We start from the raw sequence: 16,559 nt of genomic DNA on the forward strand, positions 1-16,559 counted from the left end.
GACCATGCGCTTCCCCCTGATCTCCACCCTGCTCACACTGGGCCTCGCCCTGCTGCCGGGGCTGTCTGCCGCCGCATCAAACGGCAAAGCCGCCAAGCACGCCCTGACCGCCAGTGTCCAGCAGGTCGTCATGATCGAAGGCGTGACCGAATACCGCCTGAAAAACGGCCTGACCGTGCTGCTGGCGCCGGACGACTCCCGCGCCCAGACCACGGTGAACATGAGCTACCGCGTCGGTTCGCGCAACGAAGGGTCAGGCGAAACCGGCATGGCGCACCTGCTGGAACATCTGCTGTTTCGCGGCAGTCCCTCACACCCGGACGCGCTGGCTGAATTTTCGCGGCGCGGGTTGGCAGCCAACGGGTCCACCACCACGGACCTGACCAACTATTACGCAACCTTCGCCAGCAATCCGGATACTTTGCAGTGGTACCTGTCCTGGCAGGCAGACGCCATGCTGAACGCTCGCATCAGCCGCGCCGACCTGGACGCAGAAATGCCGGTGGTGCGCAATGAAATGGAACGCGGCGAAAACAGTCCCTTTGGCATGCTGCTGCAACAGACCAATGCCGCCGCCTATGTCTGGCATCCCTACGGCCGCAGTGTGATCGGCGCCCGATCCGATGTCGAAAACGTCGATATTGCTCAGCTGCGGGCCTTTTATCACCGCTACTACCAGCCGGACAATGCCGTGCTGATCGTCACCGGGCGTTTCGATCCCGCGCAGGCGCTGCGCTGGATCGTCCGCGACTTCAGCCCCATTGCGCGACCGGCACGCGCGCTGCCGCCGGAATACACGGTGGAACCCATCCAGCAGGGCGCGCGCGCCGTCACGCTGCGCCGCATCGGCGGCAGCCCTATCGTCATCGCCCAATATCATTTCCCCGAGGCAGGCAGCGATGCCTACACGGCCCTGTCCCTGGGGACGGACATGCTGGCGGACAGCCCGTCTGGCCCGCTCTACCGAGCCCTGGTCCAGACCGGCAAAGCCAGCAGTATCTTTGGCTTCGCCAGTGCCATGAAGCAGCCCGGCCATGTGGTGTTTGGCGCGCAACCGCAATCAGAAGCCGATCCGCAGACGGTGCTGGACCTGCTGACCGATACCCTGGAATCCGGCGGTATCGATCAGCTGGACCAAGCCGCACTGGATCGCAGCCGCACCGCCTGGCTGAACCGATGGAAACAGATCTACAACCAACCCGCCAGCCTGGCCGATGCCCTGTCCGATGCGGTCTCGAACGGCGATTGGCGTCTGTTCTTCATCGAGCCGATGCGCATCCGCGCGCTGACGCTGGATGACATCCGCAGCCAGCTGCATCACTGGCTGCTGCCCAGCAACCGCACCAGCGGCCTGTATCTGCCGACGCCCGATCCGCGCTACGCCCCTGCCGCGCCAGCAGCCGATCTGAAGCCCTGGGTGTCCAAGTTGCAGACCGGTACGCCTCGTCCGGCGGTCGCCAGCTTTGATACCGATCCGCAGGCCATCGATACGGATACTCAGCGCAGCACCCTGATGCTGCCCAACGGCCGGGTTTCACTGGCCCTGCTGCCCAAGGCAACCCCCGGCGAGCAGGTTCACGCCTACCTGCGCCTGCGTTCTGGAACCGCTGAGCAGATGCGCAAACTGGGCCTGACGCCATCGGTCACGGCGGCCATGCTGCTGCGCGGGTCCGAAGGGCTGTCCCGCCAACAGATCGAAGATCAGCTCAATGCCCTGGACTCCGATCTGTCCTTCAGCAGCGCCGGCAATACGCTGACGGTGGCCCTGCGCAGTTCCCGCACCCATTTGCCTGATCTGCTGGCCTTGACCTTCCGCCTGCTGCGCCAACCGACATTCCCGGCCTCTGAGCTGACGGAAATCCAGCACGGCCTGATGACGAATCTCGAAGACTCGGCTTCCAGCCCCGCCTATCTGGTGCGCAACACCTTGCAGCGTCAGGACCAGCCCTGGGAACCGGATGACATCCGCTACACCCCAACGACGCAGGAACTGCTGAAAGCGACCTCGGCCTTGACCCCGGCTGCCCTGAAACAATTCCACGACCGCTTCTACGGTGCGGGCGACATCCTGTTGTCCATCGTCGGCGATTTCGATCCTCAGACCGTCGAATACAGCCTGCGCGAAGGCCTGGCCGGCTGGCAACAGGCGCCTGCCTACGAACGGATTGCAGAACCCTGGTACGCCGTCACCCCTGAAACCTTCAATATCCCAGCCCCTGGCAAGGCCAACGCCAACTACCTGGCCTCTCTGCCCCTGAAGCTGCAGGACACCGATCCGCGCTGGCCGGCGCTGACGCTGGCCAACTACCTGTTGGGCGGATCCGAAGATTCCCGCCTGTGGCAGGCGATCCGCGTCAAGGGCGGCCTGTCCTATACCGTGGGCAGCCATCTGCAGGCGTCATCCTGGGAGCCAGCCGGCAACTGGATGCTGTTCGCCACCATGGCCTCGCAAAACGCCGGCGTGCTGCAAGACGCCATGCGCAAGACGCTGGACAGCACGCTCAAGACCGGTTTCACCCAGGCCGAAGTGGACCAGGGCGTCAAATCCCAGATCAACTACCTGAAACTGGGCCGATCCGACGACAGCTGGCTGGCCGGCCATTGGCTGGACTATCTGGACACTGACCGCAGCTTCGCCTGGCAGCAGCGTCTGATCGAACAGTGGCAGGCCCTGACGGCCGAACAGGTGAATACCGCCATGCGCGAGCTGCTGAAACCCGAGGACTTCAGCATCGCCGTGGCGGCCGATCCCGCTGCCCTGCCCTAAGGGCAAACGAAAAACCCCGCGCTCCCGGAACAGGAGGCGCGGGGCCCGGGCAAGATCTGAAACGGATCAGGAAAAGAAGTTCTTGACCTTGTCTGTCCAGGATTCGCTCTTGGGCGAATGGCGGTCGCCGCCGGTGCTGAGCGAGGTTTCGAACTGGCGCAGCAAGGCCTTTTGTTCGTCGTTCAGGCGCACGGGAGTTTCTACCGCCACATGGCAATACAGATCGCCCGGATAGCTGGAGCGGATGCCCTTGATGCCCTTGCCGCGCAGGCGGAACGTCTTGCCGGTCTGCGTGCCTTCGGGGATGGTGATTTCCCCGCGCCCGGCCAAAGTCGGGACCTCTAGTGAGCCGCCCAGCGCCGCTCTGGTGAAGGGGATGGTCAATTCACAATGCAGATCCTCGCCATCGCGCTGGAAGATGCCATGCGGCTTGATACGGATTTCCACGAACAGATCACCCGACGGCCCGCCATTGACGCCCGGTTCGCCATTGCCTGACGAACGGATGCGCATGCCGTCGTCGATCCCGGCCGGGATCTTGACCTGCAGGGTCTTGTTCTTGCGGATTCGCCCCACGCCTTCGCAATCCGCGCAGGGGTTGGCGATTTCCTTGCCACTGCCATGGCAGGCCGGACACGTCTGCTGCACGCTGAAAAAGCCCTGCTGCATGCGTACGGCGCCGCTGCCCCCGCATGTGCTGCAGGTATGCGGCACCGTTCCAGGTTTGGCGCCCGAACCGTGGCAGGTGTCGCAGGTTTCCCAGCTGGGGATGCGGATTTCGGTATCAAAGCCGTTGGCCGCCTGCTCCAGGCTGATTTCCAGGTTGTATTTCAGATCCGCGCCGCGATAGACCTGCGGCCCGGCGCCACCCCGGCGACCGGCCGCACCGCCGAAAATCTCGCCGAAGATATCCCCGAAGGCATCGGCGAACCCGCCGGCGCCGCCCATGCCGGCGCCACCGGCGGCATTGGGATCCACTCCCGCATGGCCGAAGCGGTCGTAGGCCCCCCGCTTTTCTGCATCGGACAACATCTCGTAGGCCTCTTTGGCCTCTTTGAATTTATCCTCGGCTTCCTTGCTGTCCGGATTGCGGTCCGGATGATATTTCATCGCCAGCTTGCGGTAGGCCTTGCGGATATCGTCATCCGAGGCATTCTTGGCCACCCCGAGGACTTCGTAGAAATCGCGTTTTGCCATTGGTATCGATTACGTTTGCACTGCTGATTGAAGGACATGCGCCCGGACCGGCAAAAAACCGGAACCGGGCAGCGGCAGGCGGATCACCGAGCCGGCTGCCGGCCATCCCGAGGGACAGGCCGGCAGCCGGTGATCGGCGATCAGTCGCGCTTCACTTCCTTGAAGTCGGCGTCGACGACATTGTCGTCCGCCGGCTGGGCGCCGTCAGCGGCGGCGGCGCCCTCGGCAGCGGCCTTGGCCTGCATGTCGGCGTACATCTTTTCGCCCAGCTTCTGGGAAGCCGTGGACAGGGCCTCGACCTTGGCGTCGATGGCGGCCTTGTCGTCACCCTTGGCGGCTTCTTCCAGTTCCTTGATGGCGGCTTCGATGGCGTCCTTTTCGGATGCGTCGAGCTTATCACCGTATTCGGTCAAGGACTTGCGCGTGGCATGCACCAGGCCATCGGCCTGGTTGCGGGCCAGGGCCAGCTCGGCGACACGGTGGTCTTCCTCCGCGTTCGCCTCGGCATCCTTGACCATGCGCTCGATCTCGTCCTCGGTCAGCCCGGAGCTGGCCTTGATCGTGATCTTGTTCTCCTTGCCGGTGCCCTTGTCCTTGGCCGACACGTGCAGGATGCCGTTGGCGTCGATGTCGAACGTGACCTCGATCTGCGGCAAGCCGCGTGCGGCGGGCGGAATGCCTTCCAGGTTGAATTCGCCCAGCGCCTTGTTGCCGGCGGCGACTTCGCGTTCGCCCTGGAACACCTTGATGGTCACGGCTGGCTGATTGTCGTCGGCCGTCGAGAACACCTGCGAGAACCGCGTCGGGATGGTGGTGTTCTTCTTGATCATCTTGGTCATGACGCCGCCCAGGGTTTCGATCCCCAGGGACAGGGGGGTCACGTCCAGCAGCAGCACGTCTTTACGGTCGCCCGACAGCACGGAACCCTGAATCGCGGCGCCAGCAGCCACGGCTTCGTCGGGGTTCACGTCCTTGCGCGGATCGCGGCCGAAGAATTCCTTGACCTTGTCCTGGACCTTGGGCATGCGGGTCATCCCGCCCACCAGAATCACGTCGTCGATCTCGGACACTTTGATGCCGGCGTCCTTGATGGCGATGCGGCAGGGTTCGATCGTGCGCTCGATCAGTTCCTCGACCAGGGCTTCCAGCTTGGAGCGCGTGATCTTCAGGTTCAGGTGCTTGGGACCGGAAGCATCCGCCGTGATGTACGGCAGGTTGATTTCGGTCTGCTGCGTGGAGGACAGTTCGATCTTGGCCTTTTCAGCGGCTTCTTTCAGGCGCTGCATGGCCAACACGTCCTTGGACAGGTCGGCGCCGGATTCCTTTTTGAACTCATCGATGATGTAGTTGATGATGCGCAGATCGAAGTCTTCGCCGCCCAGGAAGGTATCCCCGTTGGTGGACAGGACTTCAAATTGCTTTTCACCGTCGACATCGGCGATTTCGATGATGGACACGTCGAACGTGCCGCCGCCCAGGTCATAGACCACGATCTTGCGGTCGCCGCGTTCGGCCTTGTCCAGACCAAAGGCCAGGGCAGCCGCGGTCGGCTCGTTGATGATACGCTTGACTTCCAGGCCGGCGATGCGCCCGGCGTCCTTGGTCGCCTGACGCTGGCTGTCGTTGAAATACGCCGGCACCGTGATCACGGCTTCGGTGACTTCCTCGCCCAGATAGTCTTCGGCGGTCTTTTTCATCTTGCGCAGAATGTCGGCCGACACTTGCGGCGGGGCCATTTTCTTGTCCTGCGCTTCGACCCAGGCGTCGCCGTTGTCGGCCTTGAGGATCTTGTAGGGCATCAGGTCGATGTCCTTTTGCACGGCCTTTTCGTCGAATTTGCGGCCGATCAGACGTTTGACCGCGAAGACGGTATTCGTCGGATTGGTGACGGCTTGGCGCTTGGCCGGCGCGCCGACCAGGACTTCGCCATCCTGCATGTAGGCGACGATGGACGGTGTGGTGCGGGTGCCTTCCGAGTTTTCAATGATCTGGACCTTTGATCCGTCCAGCACAGCGACACAGCTGTTGGTCGTACCCAGGTCGATCCCGATGATCTTGCTCATGTTTGATCCTGTCGATATTTGAATGAGGGGCGGGCCTTGTCCGCCGATGTTTCTGATGTGGGGCTATCCCCGCCGATTTCAAGACTGGCCGGCTGACACCATGACCAACGCCGGACGCAGCACCCGGTCGGCGATCAGGTAGCCCTTTTGCAACATCTGGGCCACCGAACCTTGCGGATGTTCCGAAGGCACATTGGAAATCGCCTGATGCCGGTGCGGATCGAAGGCCTCGCCCGGCTGCGGCGCGATTTCACGCATTTGATTGCGCTCAAAGGCATTATTGATCTGGCGCAGAGTGGATTCCACGCCCTTTTGCCAGTCTTCCGCCGTCTGGTCTTCCAGGGCCAGAGCGGCTTCCAGGCTGTCGCGCACGGGAATCAGGCTTTCGGCAAAGGATTCCGTGCCGAATTTCCGCGCCTTGGCCACATCATCCTGGGCGCGACGGCGCACGTTTTCGACTTCGGCATGCGCCCGCAGCAACTGATCGTGATATTCGGCGACTTTCGCCTGGGCTTCGGCCAGCAAGGCAGCCAGATCCTCGCCGGGCTGCTCAGGAACATCGGCCGATGGGGTCGCGGGGGCATCAGGGGCTTCGGCCGAACCCTGGGGCGCAGCAGCAGCCTTGGGGTCCAAGTCTTCCTGGGGTGCCGGCATGGTGAATTCTCCAAAAACAGAAATAGACGAATAAAACGATAGATGAGGGAAAAACCGGGAATATCAAGAGGGCGGTTTCAATCGAACCGGGTCGACCCGAACCCGCCACCCAGCAGATCGCAGCAGCGTCACGTCCACCCGGCCAGATTGCGGGCCAACAGGCCGGCAAACCCTTGCACCCAGTCCGGCTGCGCATTCAGACAGGGGATATAGCGAAATTCCCGTCCCCCAGCGGCCAGAAAGGCATGGCGGCAACCCAGATTGATCTCTTCCAGGGTTTCCAGACAGTCAGCGGTGAATCCCGGACACGCGACATCCACCGACGCCACGCCTTCGCGCGCCCAGGACTCCAGCGTCGCCTGGGTATAAGGCTGCAGCCAGGGAGCGGCCCCGAAACGGCTCTGGAAGCTGACGTGCAAGCGGGCGCCGTCCGCCCCCAGGCGCTCGCGCAAGGCGGCGGCTGTCTGCATGCAGTCACGAAAATACGGATCGCCCTGGCGCACACAGGACTGCGGCAGGCCATGAAAACTGAGCAGCAGACGCTCGGCCTGCCCGGCCTGCGCCCAATGCGCTTGAATCGACCCGGCCAGCGTGTCGATATAGACAGGATCGCGGTGAAAGCGATCCAGGAAGCGCACCGTAGGCTGATGCCGCAAGCGCGCCAGATGCGCATTGACCGCATCCACGGCCGTCGCCGTGGTGCTGGCGGCATATTGCGGGTACAGGGGCGCCGCCAGAATGCGTCCACAGCCGGCGGCCCGCAGGCGGTCGATGGCGTCGCTCAGGGACGGCTGGCCATAGCGCATGGCCAATTCCACCCGGACATCCAGCCCCTGCCCATCCAGGGCATCTTGTACGCCGTGCGCCAGATCCTGGCTGTACACCAGCAGGGGCGAGCCGCGGTCCAGCCAGATGTCGGCATATTTGGGCGCAATCGCCGCCGGGCGCCGGGTCAGGACGAACAGGCGCAGGATCACCTGCCATAGCCACCCCGGCAGTTCCACCACGCGCGGATCCGACAGGAATTCCCGCAGGTAGCGGCGCACGGCAGCGGGAGTCGGAGCGTCCGGCGTTCCCAGATTGATCAGCAAAACGCCCAGAGGGCCGCGACCCACGCCGGGCGCATCCGCATCCAGCGCCTGGGGGTCCGGTGCAGCAGAGAGAAAACGGGTCATGGTCGACAGGACATGAGACAAAGGAATGCAAAAAAACGCCGGCTGGCGCAACCGCGACGCGTCATGACGCCGCCTGGCCCAGCGCATTGGACAACATGCGGGCCGTGATGTCCACAATCGGAATGACCCGTTCGTAGGCCATCCGCGTGGGGCCGATGACCCCCAGCGTGCCGATGACCTCGCCATCCACCCCGTACGGCGCAGTAATGACGGAAACATCTTCCAGGGGCATCAGGCGGGAATCCCCGCCGATGTAGATCTGCACCCCCTGGGCATGGCTGGAGACATCCAGCAGATGCAGCAGATCAGTTTTCTGCTCGAACAGCGCAAACAGGCGGCGTAGCCTGTCCATATCGGCGGTCATTTCGGAGATTTCCAGCAGTTTGCCTTCGCCGGAGATCACGACCGCCTCGTCGACCGTGTCGGGTCCGCCGATGCCGGCGTCCACGGCCTGCTGCATCAAGCGGGAAATGTCCGTGCGCAAAGTCGCCAGATCGGCGGTCAACGCAATGCGGACTTCGTGAAAGGAGCGGCCCGAAAACTGCCGATTGAAGAAATTGGAGGCTTCCAGCAGTTCGATTTCCGTATATTCGCGCGGCACGAACAGGATGCGATTCTGTACGTCGCCGTTCGGGGTGACGATGATCAGCAGGACGCGCTTGTCCGACAGGCGGATGAATTCAATGTGGCGAAAGACCTGGGTGCGCTTGGGGGTCAGCACCACCCCCGCAAACTGGGACAGATTGGACAGCAGCGTGGCCGCCGCCATCACGGCGCGACCGGGCTCGGCCGCCGGCAGATAGTCGGCGATCTGCACATCGGGTCGGAAGTCGTAGGGCCGCACGGTCAACAAGGTATCGACGAACATGCGGTAACCCTGCGGGGTCGGGATGCGACCGGCCGAGGTATGCGGGCTGTGGATCAAACCCAGGTCTTCCAGGTCGGCCATGACATTGCGGATCGTCGCCGGCGACAAGTCGAATACTTTCGACAAGGTGCGCGACCCCACAGGCTGGCCGTCCGCGATATAGCGTTCCACCAGCGCCTTGAGCAATGCCTTGGCTCGATCATCCATGTCCTGTTTCACCCATTGTGCGAGACAAGTGCGGCACGCCGATAGCGGCACAGCGCACGCATCCCCCTATAATCGGATACTCCTTATTATTCCATTAAACGCGCGAAGGACCGGCTTCCATGCACTTCAAGACCGTAGCCCTCATTGGCCGCTACCAGGACAGCGGACTGGATGCGCCCTTGCTGCGGCTGGGCGCCGTGCTGCGGGCCGCCGGCTGCACCGTGCTGATCGAGGCCCAGACCGGCCGCAATACGGGCGTGCAGGACTTCCCCCTGGCTTCGTACGAAGACATCGGCAAGCAGGCCGATCTGGCCATCATCATGGGCGGTGACGGCACCATGCTGGCGGCGGCGCGTGAGCTGGCCACTTCCGACGTGGCCCTGATCGGCATCAACCATGGCCGCCTGGGTTTCATCACGGATATCCCCCTGGGCAGCGCCGACGAAGCCATCACCCGCATCCTGAACGGCGCCTACGTGCAAGACGAACGGATCCTGCTGGAAGGCCGCGTCATGCGCGGCGACCAGCTGATGGCATCGGGCCTGGCCTTGAACGACGTCATCATCAACCGCGCCGGGCGCGGCGGCATGATCGAACTGCGCGTGGAATGCAATGGCGTGTTCATGCACAGCCAGCGGGCCGACGGCCTGATCATCGCCACGCCCACCGGGTCCACCGCCTATTCCCTGTCGGCGGGCGGCCCTATCCTGCACCCGCAGGTCCAGGCCCTGGTGCTGGTCCCGGTGGCGCCTCAGACCTTGTCGAACCGCCCCATCACCTTGCCGGAAGACTCCCTGCTGGACATCACGATCCGCGCCCTGGGCCGCGTGGAATCCGGCGCCAGCGTGCACTTCGATATGCAGGCCTTGTCCAATTGCCAGGAAGGCGACCGCATCGACGTGCGCCGCAGTCCGCACCGGGTGCGCTTTCTGCACCCCCAGGGCTATAGCTACTTTTCCACCTTGCGCAGCAAACTGAACTGGAACCGCATGCTGCATCCCTGGGACGATCCCGACGAAAATTCTCTCTGAAGCCTATGCTGCGCACCCTGCACATCCTTGACTTCGTCATCGTCGACCGCGCCGACATCAGCTTCGAGTCCGGCTTCACGGTGTTTTCCGGCGAGACCGGCGCTGGCAAATCGATCCTGATCGATGCGCTGTCGCTGGCGCTGGGCGGGCGCGGCGACGCCGCGCTGGTGCGCGAAGGCGCCCCTCGGGCAGACATCAGCGCGGTCTTCGAAGCCCCCCCATTCGCCGCAGCCTGGCTGGACGAACAGACCATCGAAGGCCCGGAACTAATCTTGCGCCGGGTCATCGACAGCCAGGGCCGCAGCAAGGCCTATATCAACGGCCTGCCCGCCACGCTGACGCAACTGCGCGATCTTGGCGCGCTGCTGGTGGACATCCACGGCCAGCATGCCCACCAAAGCCTGTTGCAGCCGGCCAGCCAACGAGACATCCTGGACACCCAGGGTGGTCATGCAGATCAGGCCCAGGCGCTGTCAGAAGCCTGGTCTGAATGGCGCCATGCCCAAGCGGCGCTGGATGCCGCCCGCGACGACGCGGCCGGTCGGGCACAGGTGATCGACCGCCTGCAACAGGACCTGGCCCTGCTGGACGAACTGGCCCCGGTTGCTGATGAATGGCCGGAGCTCTGCACCCGGCAATCCCGCCTGGCCCATGCCCAGGCCCTGCTGGCAGGCGCCGGGCAGGCCATCGAGGCCCTGGACGGCGAATCCGGATCGGTAGCCGCCGCCCTGCACGCCGCCTTGCAGACCTTGCAGTCCCTGACCCGTCACGACCCTCGCCTGGAAGCACACTGCCAGACGCTGGAATCCGCCCGCATCCTGTGCGCGGAAACCGTGTCAGAGTTGAATGCCTATGCCGACCGCCTGGAACTGGATCCGGACGCCCTGAACCAGGCCGACGCCCGCATGAGCCAGATGTTCACGACCGCCCGGCGCTTTCACGTCGAACCCGACGCCTTGTGTGAACTGCATGAATCCCTGCGCGCTCAGTTGCAGCAGGCCGCCGCCGGCCAGGACCTGCAGGCGCTGACCCAGACCTGCGACCAGGCCCAGGCACGCTATCAGACCATCGCCCAGACGCTCAGCGCGGCGCGCAGCGTGACCGCGCAGCGACTGGCCGAGCAGGTCACGACCGCCATGCAAAGCCTGTCCATGGAAGGCGGTTCCCTGCAGGTATCCCTGGCCGCCTGCAAACCATCGGCGCACGGCCTGGAAACCGTGGAATTCCTGGTCGCCGGCCATGCCGGAGTGGCGCCGCGGCCTTTGTCCCGCGTCGCCTCGGGCGGTGAACTGGCGCGCATTTCCCTGGCCCTGTCGGTCATCGCCAGCCAGGCGGCGCGGGTGCCGACCCTGATTTTCGACGAGGTGGACACCGGCATCGGGGGCGCCGTGGCAGAAGTCGTGGGACGCTTGCTACGTGAACTGGGGCAACGCCACCAGGTGCTGTGCGTCACCCACCTGCCCCAGGTTGCCGCCTGCGCCCGCAACCATTTCCAGGTCAGCAAAACAACCCGCGACCAGCGCACGCTATCCACCATCCAGACGCTGGACGCGCCCGCACGGATCGAGGAAATCGCCCGCATGCTGGGCGGGCTGAAGATGACAGCGGCCACCCGCGAACATGCCCAGGAAATGCTAAGGATGTCGTCAGGCCAACACGCGGCCTGATGACAAACAGGCCGGGCGAAGATCGCACCGGCCTGCCGTGTCCTTGTGTTATACGCCCTGTTTTATTTTTTGCCTGCCGAACATTTGGGGCAGATGCCGTAGAGCATCATGTTGTGGCTTTCCAGCGTGAAGCCGTTTTCCTTGGCGATGCGATGCTGACGTCTTTCGATTTCAGGATCGGAAAATTCGACCACGCGACCACAATTGGTACAGATCAGGTGATCGTGATGATCGCCGTCGTTCAGTTCGAAGACGGCCTTGCCGCCATCGAACTGGCTGCGCAACAAGATGCCGGCCTGCTCGAACTGGGTCAACACCCGGTAGACAGTCGCCAGGCCGATGTCCACGTCTTCGGCGATCAGGGCGCGGTAGACGTCCTCGGCGCTATGGTGGCGGGTCTCCGCTTTGCGGAAGACGTCAAGGATCTTCAGGCGCGGAAAAGTCGCCTTCAGTCCCATATTTTTGAGCTCAATCTGGTCATTCATGATTCAAGTATCCTGAGTCCGGCCAAAGAAAGCAAGTCGGCCCGCTGGCCGGGAAGCCCGCCCTTGCGCATGCATCAATCCGAATTCCCTTTATGATAGCGGTTTTAGCGGCCGCGATCTGCAGGCCGGCCATCGATCACGGGGGCATTTGTGCGTATCCGAGCTAGTCATTTTTCCCGCAGACTGAACGTCTGCCTGGCAACAGGCCTGCTGACCATCGGCCTGGCCGGCTGCGGCTCGACCAACTGGGGCTTTCCCTATCGGGCTACGATCCAGCAAGGCAACTGGATCACCACCGAACAGGTCTCACAGCTGGAAGTCGGCATGACCCGCGATCAGGTCCGCTTTGTGCTGGGCACCCCCACCCTGCAGGATGCGTTCCACGCCGACCGCTGGGACTACCCCTATTACAACCAACCGGGATACGGCAAGGACGAACTGCGCAAATTTACGGTGTGGTTCAAAAACGACCAGCTGGAACGCTGGGCCGGTGACGATCAGCCCGACCGCCAGCCCTTCCAGAAAACCGACAGCGGCAAAGAAGCCGTACCATCCGCCGACAAGGCAGAATGACCATGCGGATCGCCATTGCCGGATCTTCAGGCCGCATGGGCCGCATGCTCATCCAGGCCGTCGTCGAATCTGCAGACCTGACGCTCGCCGTCGCCCTGGACCGTCCAGGCAGCGATAGCCTGGGTCAAGACGCAGGCGGTTTTCTAGGCGTCTCCACCGGAGTGCTGATCACCGACGATCTGCAGGCCCTGGCTCAGGCGGACTGCCTGATCGACTTCACCCGCCCGGAAGGCACACTAGCCCACCTGGACATCTGCGCCGCCCATGGCGTGAAATGCGTCATCGGCACTACCGGCTTTGACGTGCCGGGCAAGCAGGCCATCCGCGCGGCAGCCCAGAAAACCGCCATCGTCTTCGCTCCCAACATGAGCGTCGGCGTCAACGCCACCCTGAAACTGCTGGATATGGCCGCCCGGCTGCTGAACAGCGGCTATGACGCGGAAGTCTTCGAAGCCCACCACCGCAACAAGGTCGACGCGCCGTCGGGCACCGCCCTGGCCATGGGCGAAGCCGTCGCCCACGCCTGGGGTGTGCAACTGGACGATGTCGCCGACTGGGCGCGCCACGGCCATACCGGCGCCCGCGAGACCGGCCGCATCGGCTTTTCCGTCGTGCGCGGGGGCGATATCGTCGGCGACCATACCGTGTACTTCTGCGGTACGGGCGAACGCATCGAAATCACCCACCGATCCAGCAGCCGGGTCACCTACGCCCAAGGCAGCCTGAGGGCGGCCCGCTATCTGGCGCGCAAGGAATTCGGTCTGTTCGACATGCAGGATGTGCTGGCCAGCTGATTGCGCTCGGCTTCAGTCGAGGACGACGGGCTCCTGCTCCAGAGCCACGCCAAACCGGTCCTGCACCGCCTGCTGAACCGCCCGCGCCAAGGCGTGGACGTCTGCCGCCTGCGCACCGCCATGATTGACCAGCACCAGGGCCTGGCGCTCATGCATGCCCACCGGCCCCAAGCGGCGGCCCTTCCAGCCGGCCTGTTCGATCAGCCAGCCTGCCGCCAGCTTGACCCGGCCATCGGGCTGGGGATAGACGCGCAGACCGGGAAAACGCTGCTTCAGGCCGTCCGCCTGAGCAGCATCGAGCACCGGGTTTTTGAAAAAACTGCCGGCGTTGCCCAGCACTGCCGGGTCAGGCAGCTTGCGGCGGCGAATATCGCATACCGCCTCGTAGACCTGATGGGGCGTCAGCGCACCGTCTTGCAGCACAGGATGATCCCGCACATCCGGATAATCCAGGCGCGGCGTCCAGACCTTGGGCAGCGCAAAGCGCACCCGCACGATCAGCCAACGCCCGGCCCCAGCACGCTTGAAGACGCTGTCGCGGTAGGCAAAGCCGCAAGCGGATGGCGGCAAGGTCTGCTCGCGCCCCTCTCGTAGATCCCAGGCCACGACCGAATGCAGACGCTGGTCGAGTTCCAGCCCGTAGGCGCCGATGTTCTGCACTGGCGCAGCCCCGACCGTCCCGGGAATCAGCGCCAGGTTTTCCAGCCCCGGCCACCCTTGATCCAGGCAGTGGGTCACAAAACCATGCCAGGACTCGCCTGCCGCCGCTTCGACAATCCAGTGGTCCGCGGTTTCCTGCCACAAGCGGATGCCTCGCAGAGCGACCCGCAGCACGCAATGCTGCGGCTGCGCCTGCATCACCACGTTGCTGCCGCCCCCCAGGATGAAGATCGGCGCGCCTTGTTCCCGGCATAGCCCTGGGATGGCGGCCTCATCGTCCAGCACAGCCGCCTGGGCCCGCGCAGGCAAACCCAGCGTATTGCACTGCTGCAGAGATTGATCGGTGAAGACAAGCGGCATGATGACAGCGGCACCGGCGTGGCCAGTGCAAAGAGAGACAAAGGCGTAAGCATACAGCGTATGCCAGCCGATTTGACACACTCGCAATCCATGCCGTATAGTTCGGCTCCTGCTTGATTTCGCATCGGCGCGGCGCTTGAAAACAGTGGCCTGCCAGCCTGACAGGAACCGCCAGCGGTTTGACAGACAAAAAAATGCGACATACAATGCATGGCTTAGCTGATTAGATCAGTAACGCGGGAATAGCTCAGTTGGTAGAGCGCAACCTTGCCAAGGTTGAGGTCGCGAGTTCGAGACTCGTTTCCCGCTCCAAGATTTGTCTTGCACAAGGATTGAAAAAAGGCCGAACTTCAGGTTTGGGCCTTTTTGTGGGGGGGGGGGGGGGGGGGGGGGGGGGGGGGGGGGGGGGGAGGGGGGGCGGGGGGGGGGGGGGGGGGGGGGGGGGGGGGGGGGGGGCGGGGGGGGGGGGGGGGGGGGGGGGGGGGGGCGGGGGGGGGGGGGGGGGGGGGGGGGGGGGGGGGGGGGGGGGGGGGGGGGGGGGGGGGGGGGGGGGGGGGGGGGGGGGGGGGGGGGGGGGGGGGGCGGGGGGGGGGGGGGGGGGGGGGGGGGGGGGGGGGGGGGGGGGGGGGGGGGGGGGGGGGGGGGGGGGGGGGGGGGGGGGGGGGGGGGGGGCGTTTGATCGTTGTATTGCCGCCGCCCGACGACGGCATCCGGCTACGGACCCAAGGGGAGAACGCAACGGCCTGTGGGGCGGCGGGGCCGCCCTGCGGGGGGGTGGGGCCGGCCCGCGGGGCGCGGGGGGGCGTGTGGGGGGGGGGGGGGGGGGGGGGGGGGGGGGGGCGGGGGTGGGGGGGGGGGGGGCGGGGGGGGGCGGGCGCGTGGGCTGGGCAGAGGGGGAAAGGGCGCGGGGGGGGGGGTGGGCGGGGGGGCGGGGCGAGGGGGGGGGGGCGTGGGCGTACCGGGGGGGGGGGTGGGGCCGGGCGCGGGGGGGCCGGTGCGTGCGGCGGCGCGGGTGCGGGGCGGGGGGGTGGGGGGCGGGTGGGGGGTGGTCGGCGGAGGGCGAGGGCGAAAGGGTGGGCGGCGAAGTCGCCGCCGGGGGGCCGGCCGCGGCTGGCGGCGCCGCGGCGCGGCGGGCGGCGCCGCGGGGCGCCGTCGGCTCGGGCTGTCCCCAAACGCGCGGCAACATGGCCACGGCGGGGTGGGTCGGCTGGGGTGGCGGTATGTGCCCGGGGTCGGGTGTGAGGTTCCGGGCCGATTCAGTCATTACAGCTGTACAGGCCTCACGAAACGTTCCAAAATTACGCAGGAACCTCCCGCCTCTGCGGGGAACGAACGCTGACTCTGCGCGTCAAACCCCGGCGCAGCACCCGGCCATTCACCATGGAACCAGCATGCCCTCTCTTCAAAAACTGCGCATTGTGATCGCAGACGATCATCCACTGATTCTCATGGGTATCCGCGAACTCCTGTCGCAGGACCTCAATCTGCTCGTCGAAGCGACGGCAAATACACCTTCCGAGCTGGTCCAGCTGCTGGAAAAATCGCCGCCCGACGTCGTCATCACGGACTACTCGATGCCCGGCGACGATCAATACAACGACGGCATCCGCTTGATCACCTACCTGAGGCGGCATTTCCCCGACGTCAAGCTCGTCGTCCTGACCATGATCTCGAATCCCATGATCATTTCATCCCTGTACGATGCGGGCGTTCAGGCCGTCGTGCTCAAGCAGGACGATTTATCCGAAGTGCTTATCGCGCTGAAACAACTCCGCCAGCGCGTGAACTATTATCCCCAAGGCTTCAGGCAAGACGCCCTGAAAACCCGGCTTGAAAGCTCTATTCAGGAACGCCTGGCCTCTCTGAGCCCACGGGAATTCGAGGTCGTGCGGCTGTTTGTGTGCGGGGCTTCCATCAGCGATATCGCGGTGCAGCTGAACCGCAGCATCAAGACCATCAGCACACAGAAAACGGCCGCCATGCGCAAGCTCGATGTTCACAGCAGCCAAGATCTCATCGCCTTCAGCATGAAACACAATCTATTCAGCTAGTGACCGC

Annotated in this window: 12 protein-coding genes, 1 tRNA gene and 1 pseudogene; 7 read left to right on the forward strand and 7 right to left on the reverse strand. The window is 64.6% G+C overall.

What is annotated here, in order from left to right; all coding sequences use genetic code 11:
• The first annotated feature begins 4 nt into the window (after positions 1-4).
• On the forward strand, positions 5-2,767 hold the full coding sequence (locus VDP79_RS02360) for a pitrilysin family protein (protein WP_323016635.1): 2,763 nt from the start codon (positions 5-7) through the stop codon (positions 2,765-2,767).
• A gap of 66 nt (positions 2,768-2,833) precedes the next feature.
• On the opposite strand, the gene dnaJ is transcribed toward VDP79_RS02360, so the two are convergent.
• The 5 genes from dnaJ to hrcA form a co-directional block, all read right to left on the reverse strand.
• Complete coding sequence (gene dnaJ / locus VDP79_RS02365; RefSeq protein ID WP_323016636.1) at positions 2,834-3,964, reverse strand: molecular chaperone DnaJ; 1,131 nt, start codon at positions 3,962-3,964, stop codon at positions 2,834-2,836.
• A gap of 140 nt (positions 3,965-4,104) precedes the next feature.
• Positions 4,105-6,027, reverse strand: coding sequence for a molecular chaperone DnaK (dnaK, locus tag VDP79_RS02370; RefSeq protein WP_323016637.1), 1,923 nt, complete (start codon positions 6,025-6,027; stop codon positions 4,105-4,107).
• A gap of 78 nt (positions 6,028-6,105) precedes the next feature.
• Positions 6,106-6,681, reverse strand: coding sequence for a nucleotide exchange factor GrpE (gene grpE, locus VDP79_RS02375; protein WP_323016638.1), 576 nt, complete (start codon positions 6,679-6,681; stop codon positions 6,106-6,108).
• Positions 6,682-6,809: 128 nt separating this feature from the next.
• Positions 6,810-7,856, reverse strand: coding sequence for a ferrochelatase (gene hemH / locus VDP79_RS02380; RefSeq protein WP_323016639.1), 1,047 nt, complete (start codon positions 7,854-7,856; stop codon positions 6,810-6,812).
• A 61-nt stretch (positions 7,857-7,917) separates the two neighbouring features.
• Complete coding sequence (hrcA, locus tag VDP79_RS02385; RefSeq protein WP_323016640.1) at positions 7,918-8,931, reverse strand: heat-inducible transcriptional repressor HrcA; 1,014 nt, start codon at positions 8,929-8,931, stop codon at positions 7,918-7,920.
• 119 nt (positions 8,932-9,050) lie between these two features.
• Between hrcA and VDP79_RS02390 the strand changes: the two genes are divergently transcribed.
• Together VDP79_RS02390 and recN are read left to right on the forward strand one after the other, a co-directional pair.
• A complete protein-coding gene (locus tag VDP79_RS02390) occupies positions 9,051-9,962 on the forward strand; it encodes an NAD kinase (RefSeq protein WP_323016641.1) in 912 nt (303 codons plus the stop codon).
• Between the two features lie 5 nt (positions 9,963-9,967).
• A complete protein-coding gene (gene recN, locus VDP79_RS02395) occupies positions 9,968-11,629 on the forward strand; it encodes a DNA repair protein RecN (protein WP_323016642.1) in 1,662 nt (553 codons plus the stop codon).
• Between the two features lie 62 nt (positions 11,630-11,691).
• Here recN and fur read toward each other — a convergent pair whose 3' ends face one another.
• Complete coding sequence (fur, locus tag VDP79_RS02400; protein ID WP_323016643.1) at positions 11,692-12,114, reverse strand: ferric iron uptake transcriptional regulator; 423 nt, start codon at positions 12,112-12,114, stop codon at positions 11,692-11,694.
• A gap of 195 nt (positions 12,115-12,309) precedes the next feature.
• Between fur and VDP79_RS02405 the strand changes: the two are divergent.
• Together VDP79_RS02405 and dapB are read left to right on the forward strand one after the other, a co-directional pair.
• A pseudogene (locus tag VDP79_RS02405) lies at positions 12,310-12,636 on the forward strand (outer membrane protein assembly factor BamE); the annotation flags it as partial.
• A 53-nt stretch (positions 12,637-12,689) separates the two neighbouring features.
• Positions 12,690-13,481, forward strand: a complete 792-nt coding sequence (dapB, locus tag VDP79_RS02410; RefSeq protein ID WP_323016644.1) for a 4-hydroxy-tetrahydrodipicolinate reductase — start codon at positions 12,690-12,692, stop codon at positions 13,479-13,481.
• A gap of 12 nt (positions 13,482-13,493) precedes the next feature.
• On the opposite strand, the gene murB is transcribed toward dapB, so the two are convergent.
• Complete coding sequence (murB, locus tag VDP79_RS02415; protein ID WP_323017000.1) at positions 13,494-14,501, reverse strand: UDP-N-acetylmuramate dehydrogenase; 1,008 nt, start codon at positions 14,499-14,501, stop codon at positions 13,494-13,496.
• 236 nt (positions 14,502-14,737) lie between these two features.
• Here murB and VDP79_RS02420 point away from each other — a divergent pair.
• Both VDP79_RS02420 and VDP79_RS02425 read left to right on the forward strand, forming a co-directional pair.
• Positions 14,738-14,813, forward strand: a tRNA-Gly gene (locus VDP79_RS02420).
• Between the two features lie 761 nt (positions 14,814-15,574).
• Positions 15,575-16,552 (forward strand): response regulator transcription factor, encoded by a 978-nt coding sequence (locus VDP79_RS02425; RefSeq protein WP_323016645.1) that lies wholly within the window; start codon positions 15,575-15,577, stop codon positions 16,550-16,552.
• Positions 16,553-16,559 lie beyond the last annotated feature (7 nt).

Source organism: Castellaniella sp. (assembly GCF_034675905.1).
Taxonomy (GTDB): Bacteria; Pseudomonadota; Gammaproteobacteria; order Burkholderiales; family Burkholderiaceae_B; genus Castellaniella.

Coding starts and splice junctions, on each gene's coding strand:
- dnaK (WP_323016637.1), bottom strand. CDS start 6,027: ATGAGCAAGATCATCGGGATCGACCTGGGTACGACCAACAGCTGTGTC.
- grpE (WP_323016638.1), bottom strand. CDS start 6,681: ATGCCGGCACCCCAGGAAGACTTGGACCCCAAGGCTGCTGCTGCGCCC.
- VDP79_RS02390 (WP_323016641.1), top strand. CDS start 9,051: ATGCACTTCAAGACCGTAGCCCTCATTGGCCGCTACCAGGACAGCGGA.
- fur (WP_323016643.1), bottom strand. CDS start 12,114: ATGAATGACCAGATTGAGCTCAAAAATATGGGACTGAAGGCGACTTTT.
- murB (WP_323017000.1), bottom strand. CDS start 14,501: ATGCCGCTTGTCTTCACCGATCAATCTCTGCAGCAGTGCAATACGCTG.
- dnaJ (WP_323016636.1), bottom strand. CDS start 3,964: ATGGCAAAACGCGATTTCTACGAAGTCCTCGGGGTGGCCAAGAATGCC.
- hrcA (WP_323016640.1), bottom strand. CDS start 8,931: ATGGATGATCGAGCCAAGGCATTGCTCAAGGCGCTGGTGGAACGCTAT.
- hemH (WP_323016639.1), bottom strand. CDS start 7,856: ATGACCCGTTTTCTCTCTGCTGCACCGGACCCCCAGGCGCTGGATGCG.
- recN (WP_323016642.1), top strand. CDS start 9,968: ATGCTGCGCACCCTGCACATCCTTGACTTCGTCATCGTCGACCGCGCC.
- VDP79_RS02360 (WP_323016635.1), top strand. CDS start 5: ATGCGCTTCCCCCTGATCTCCACCCTGCTCACACTGGGCCTCGCCCTG.
- dapB (WP_323016644.1), top strand. CDS start 12,690: ATGCGGATCGCCATTGCCGGATCTTCAGGCCGCATGGGCCGCATGCTC.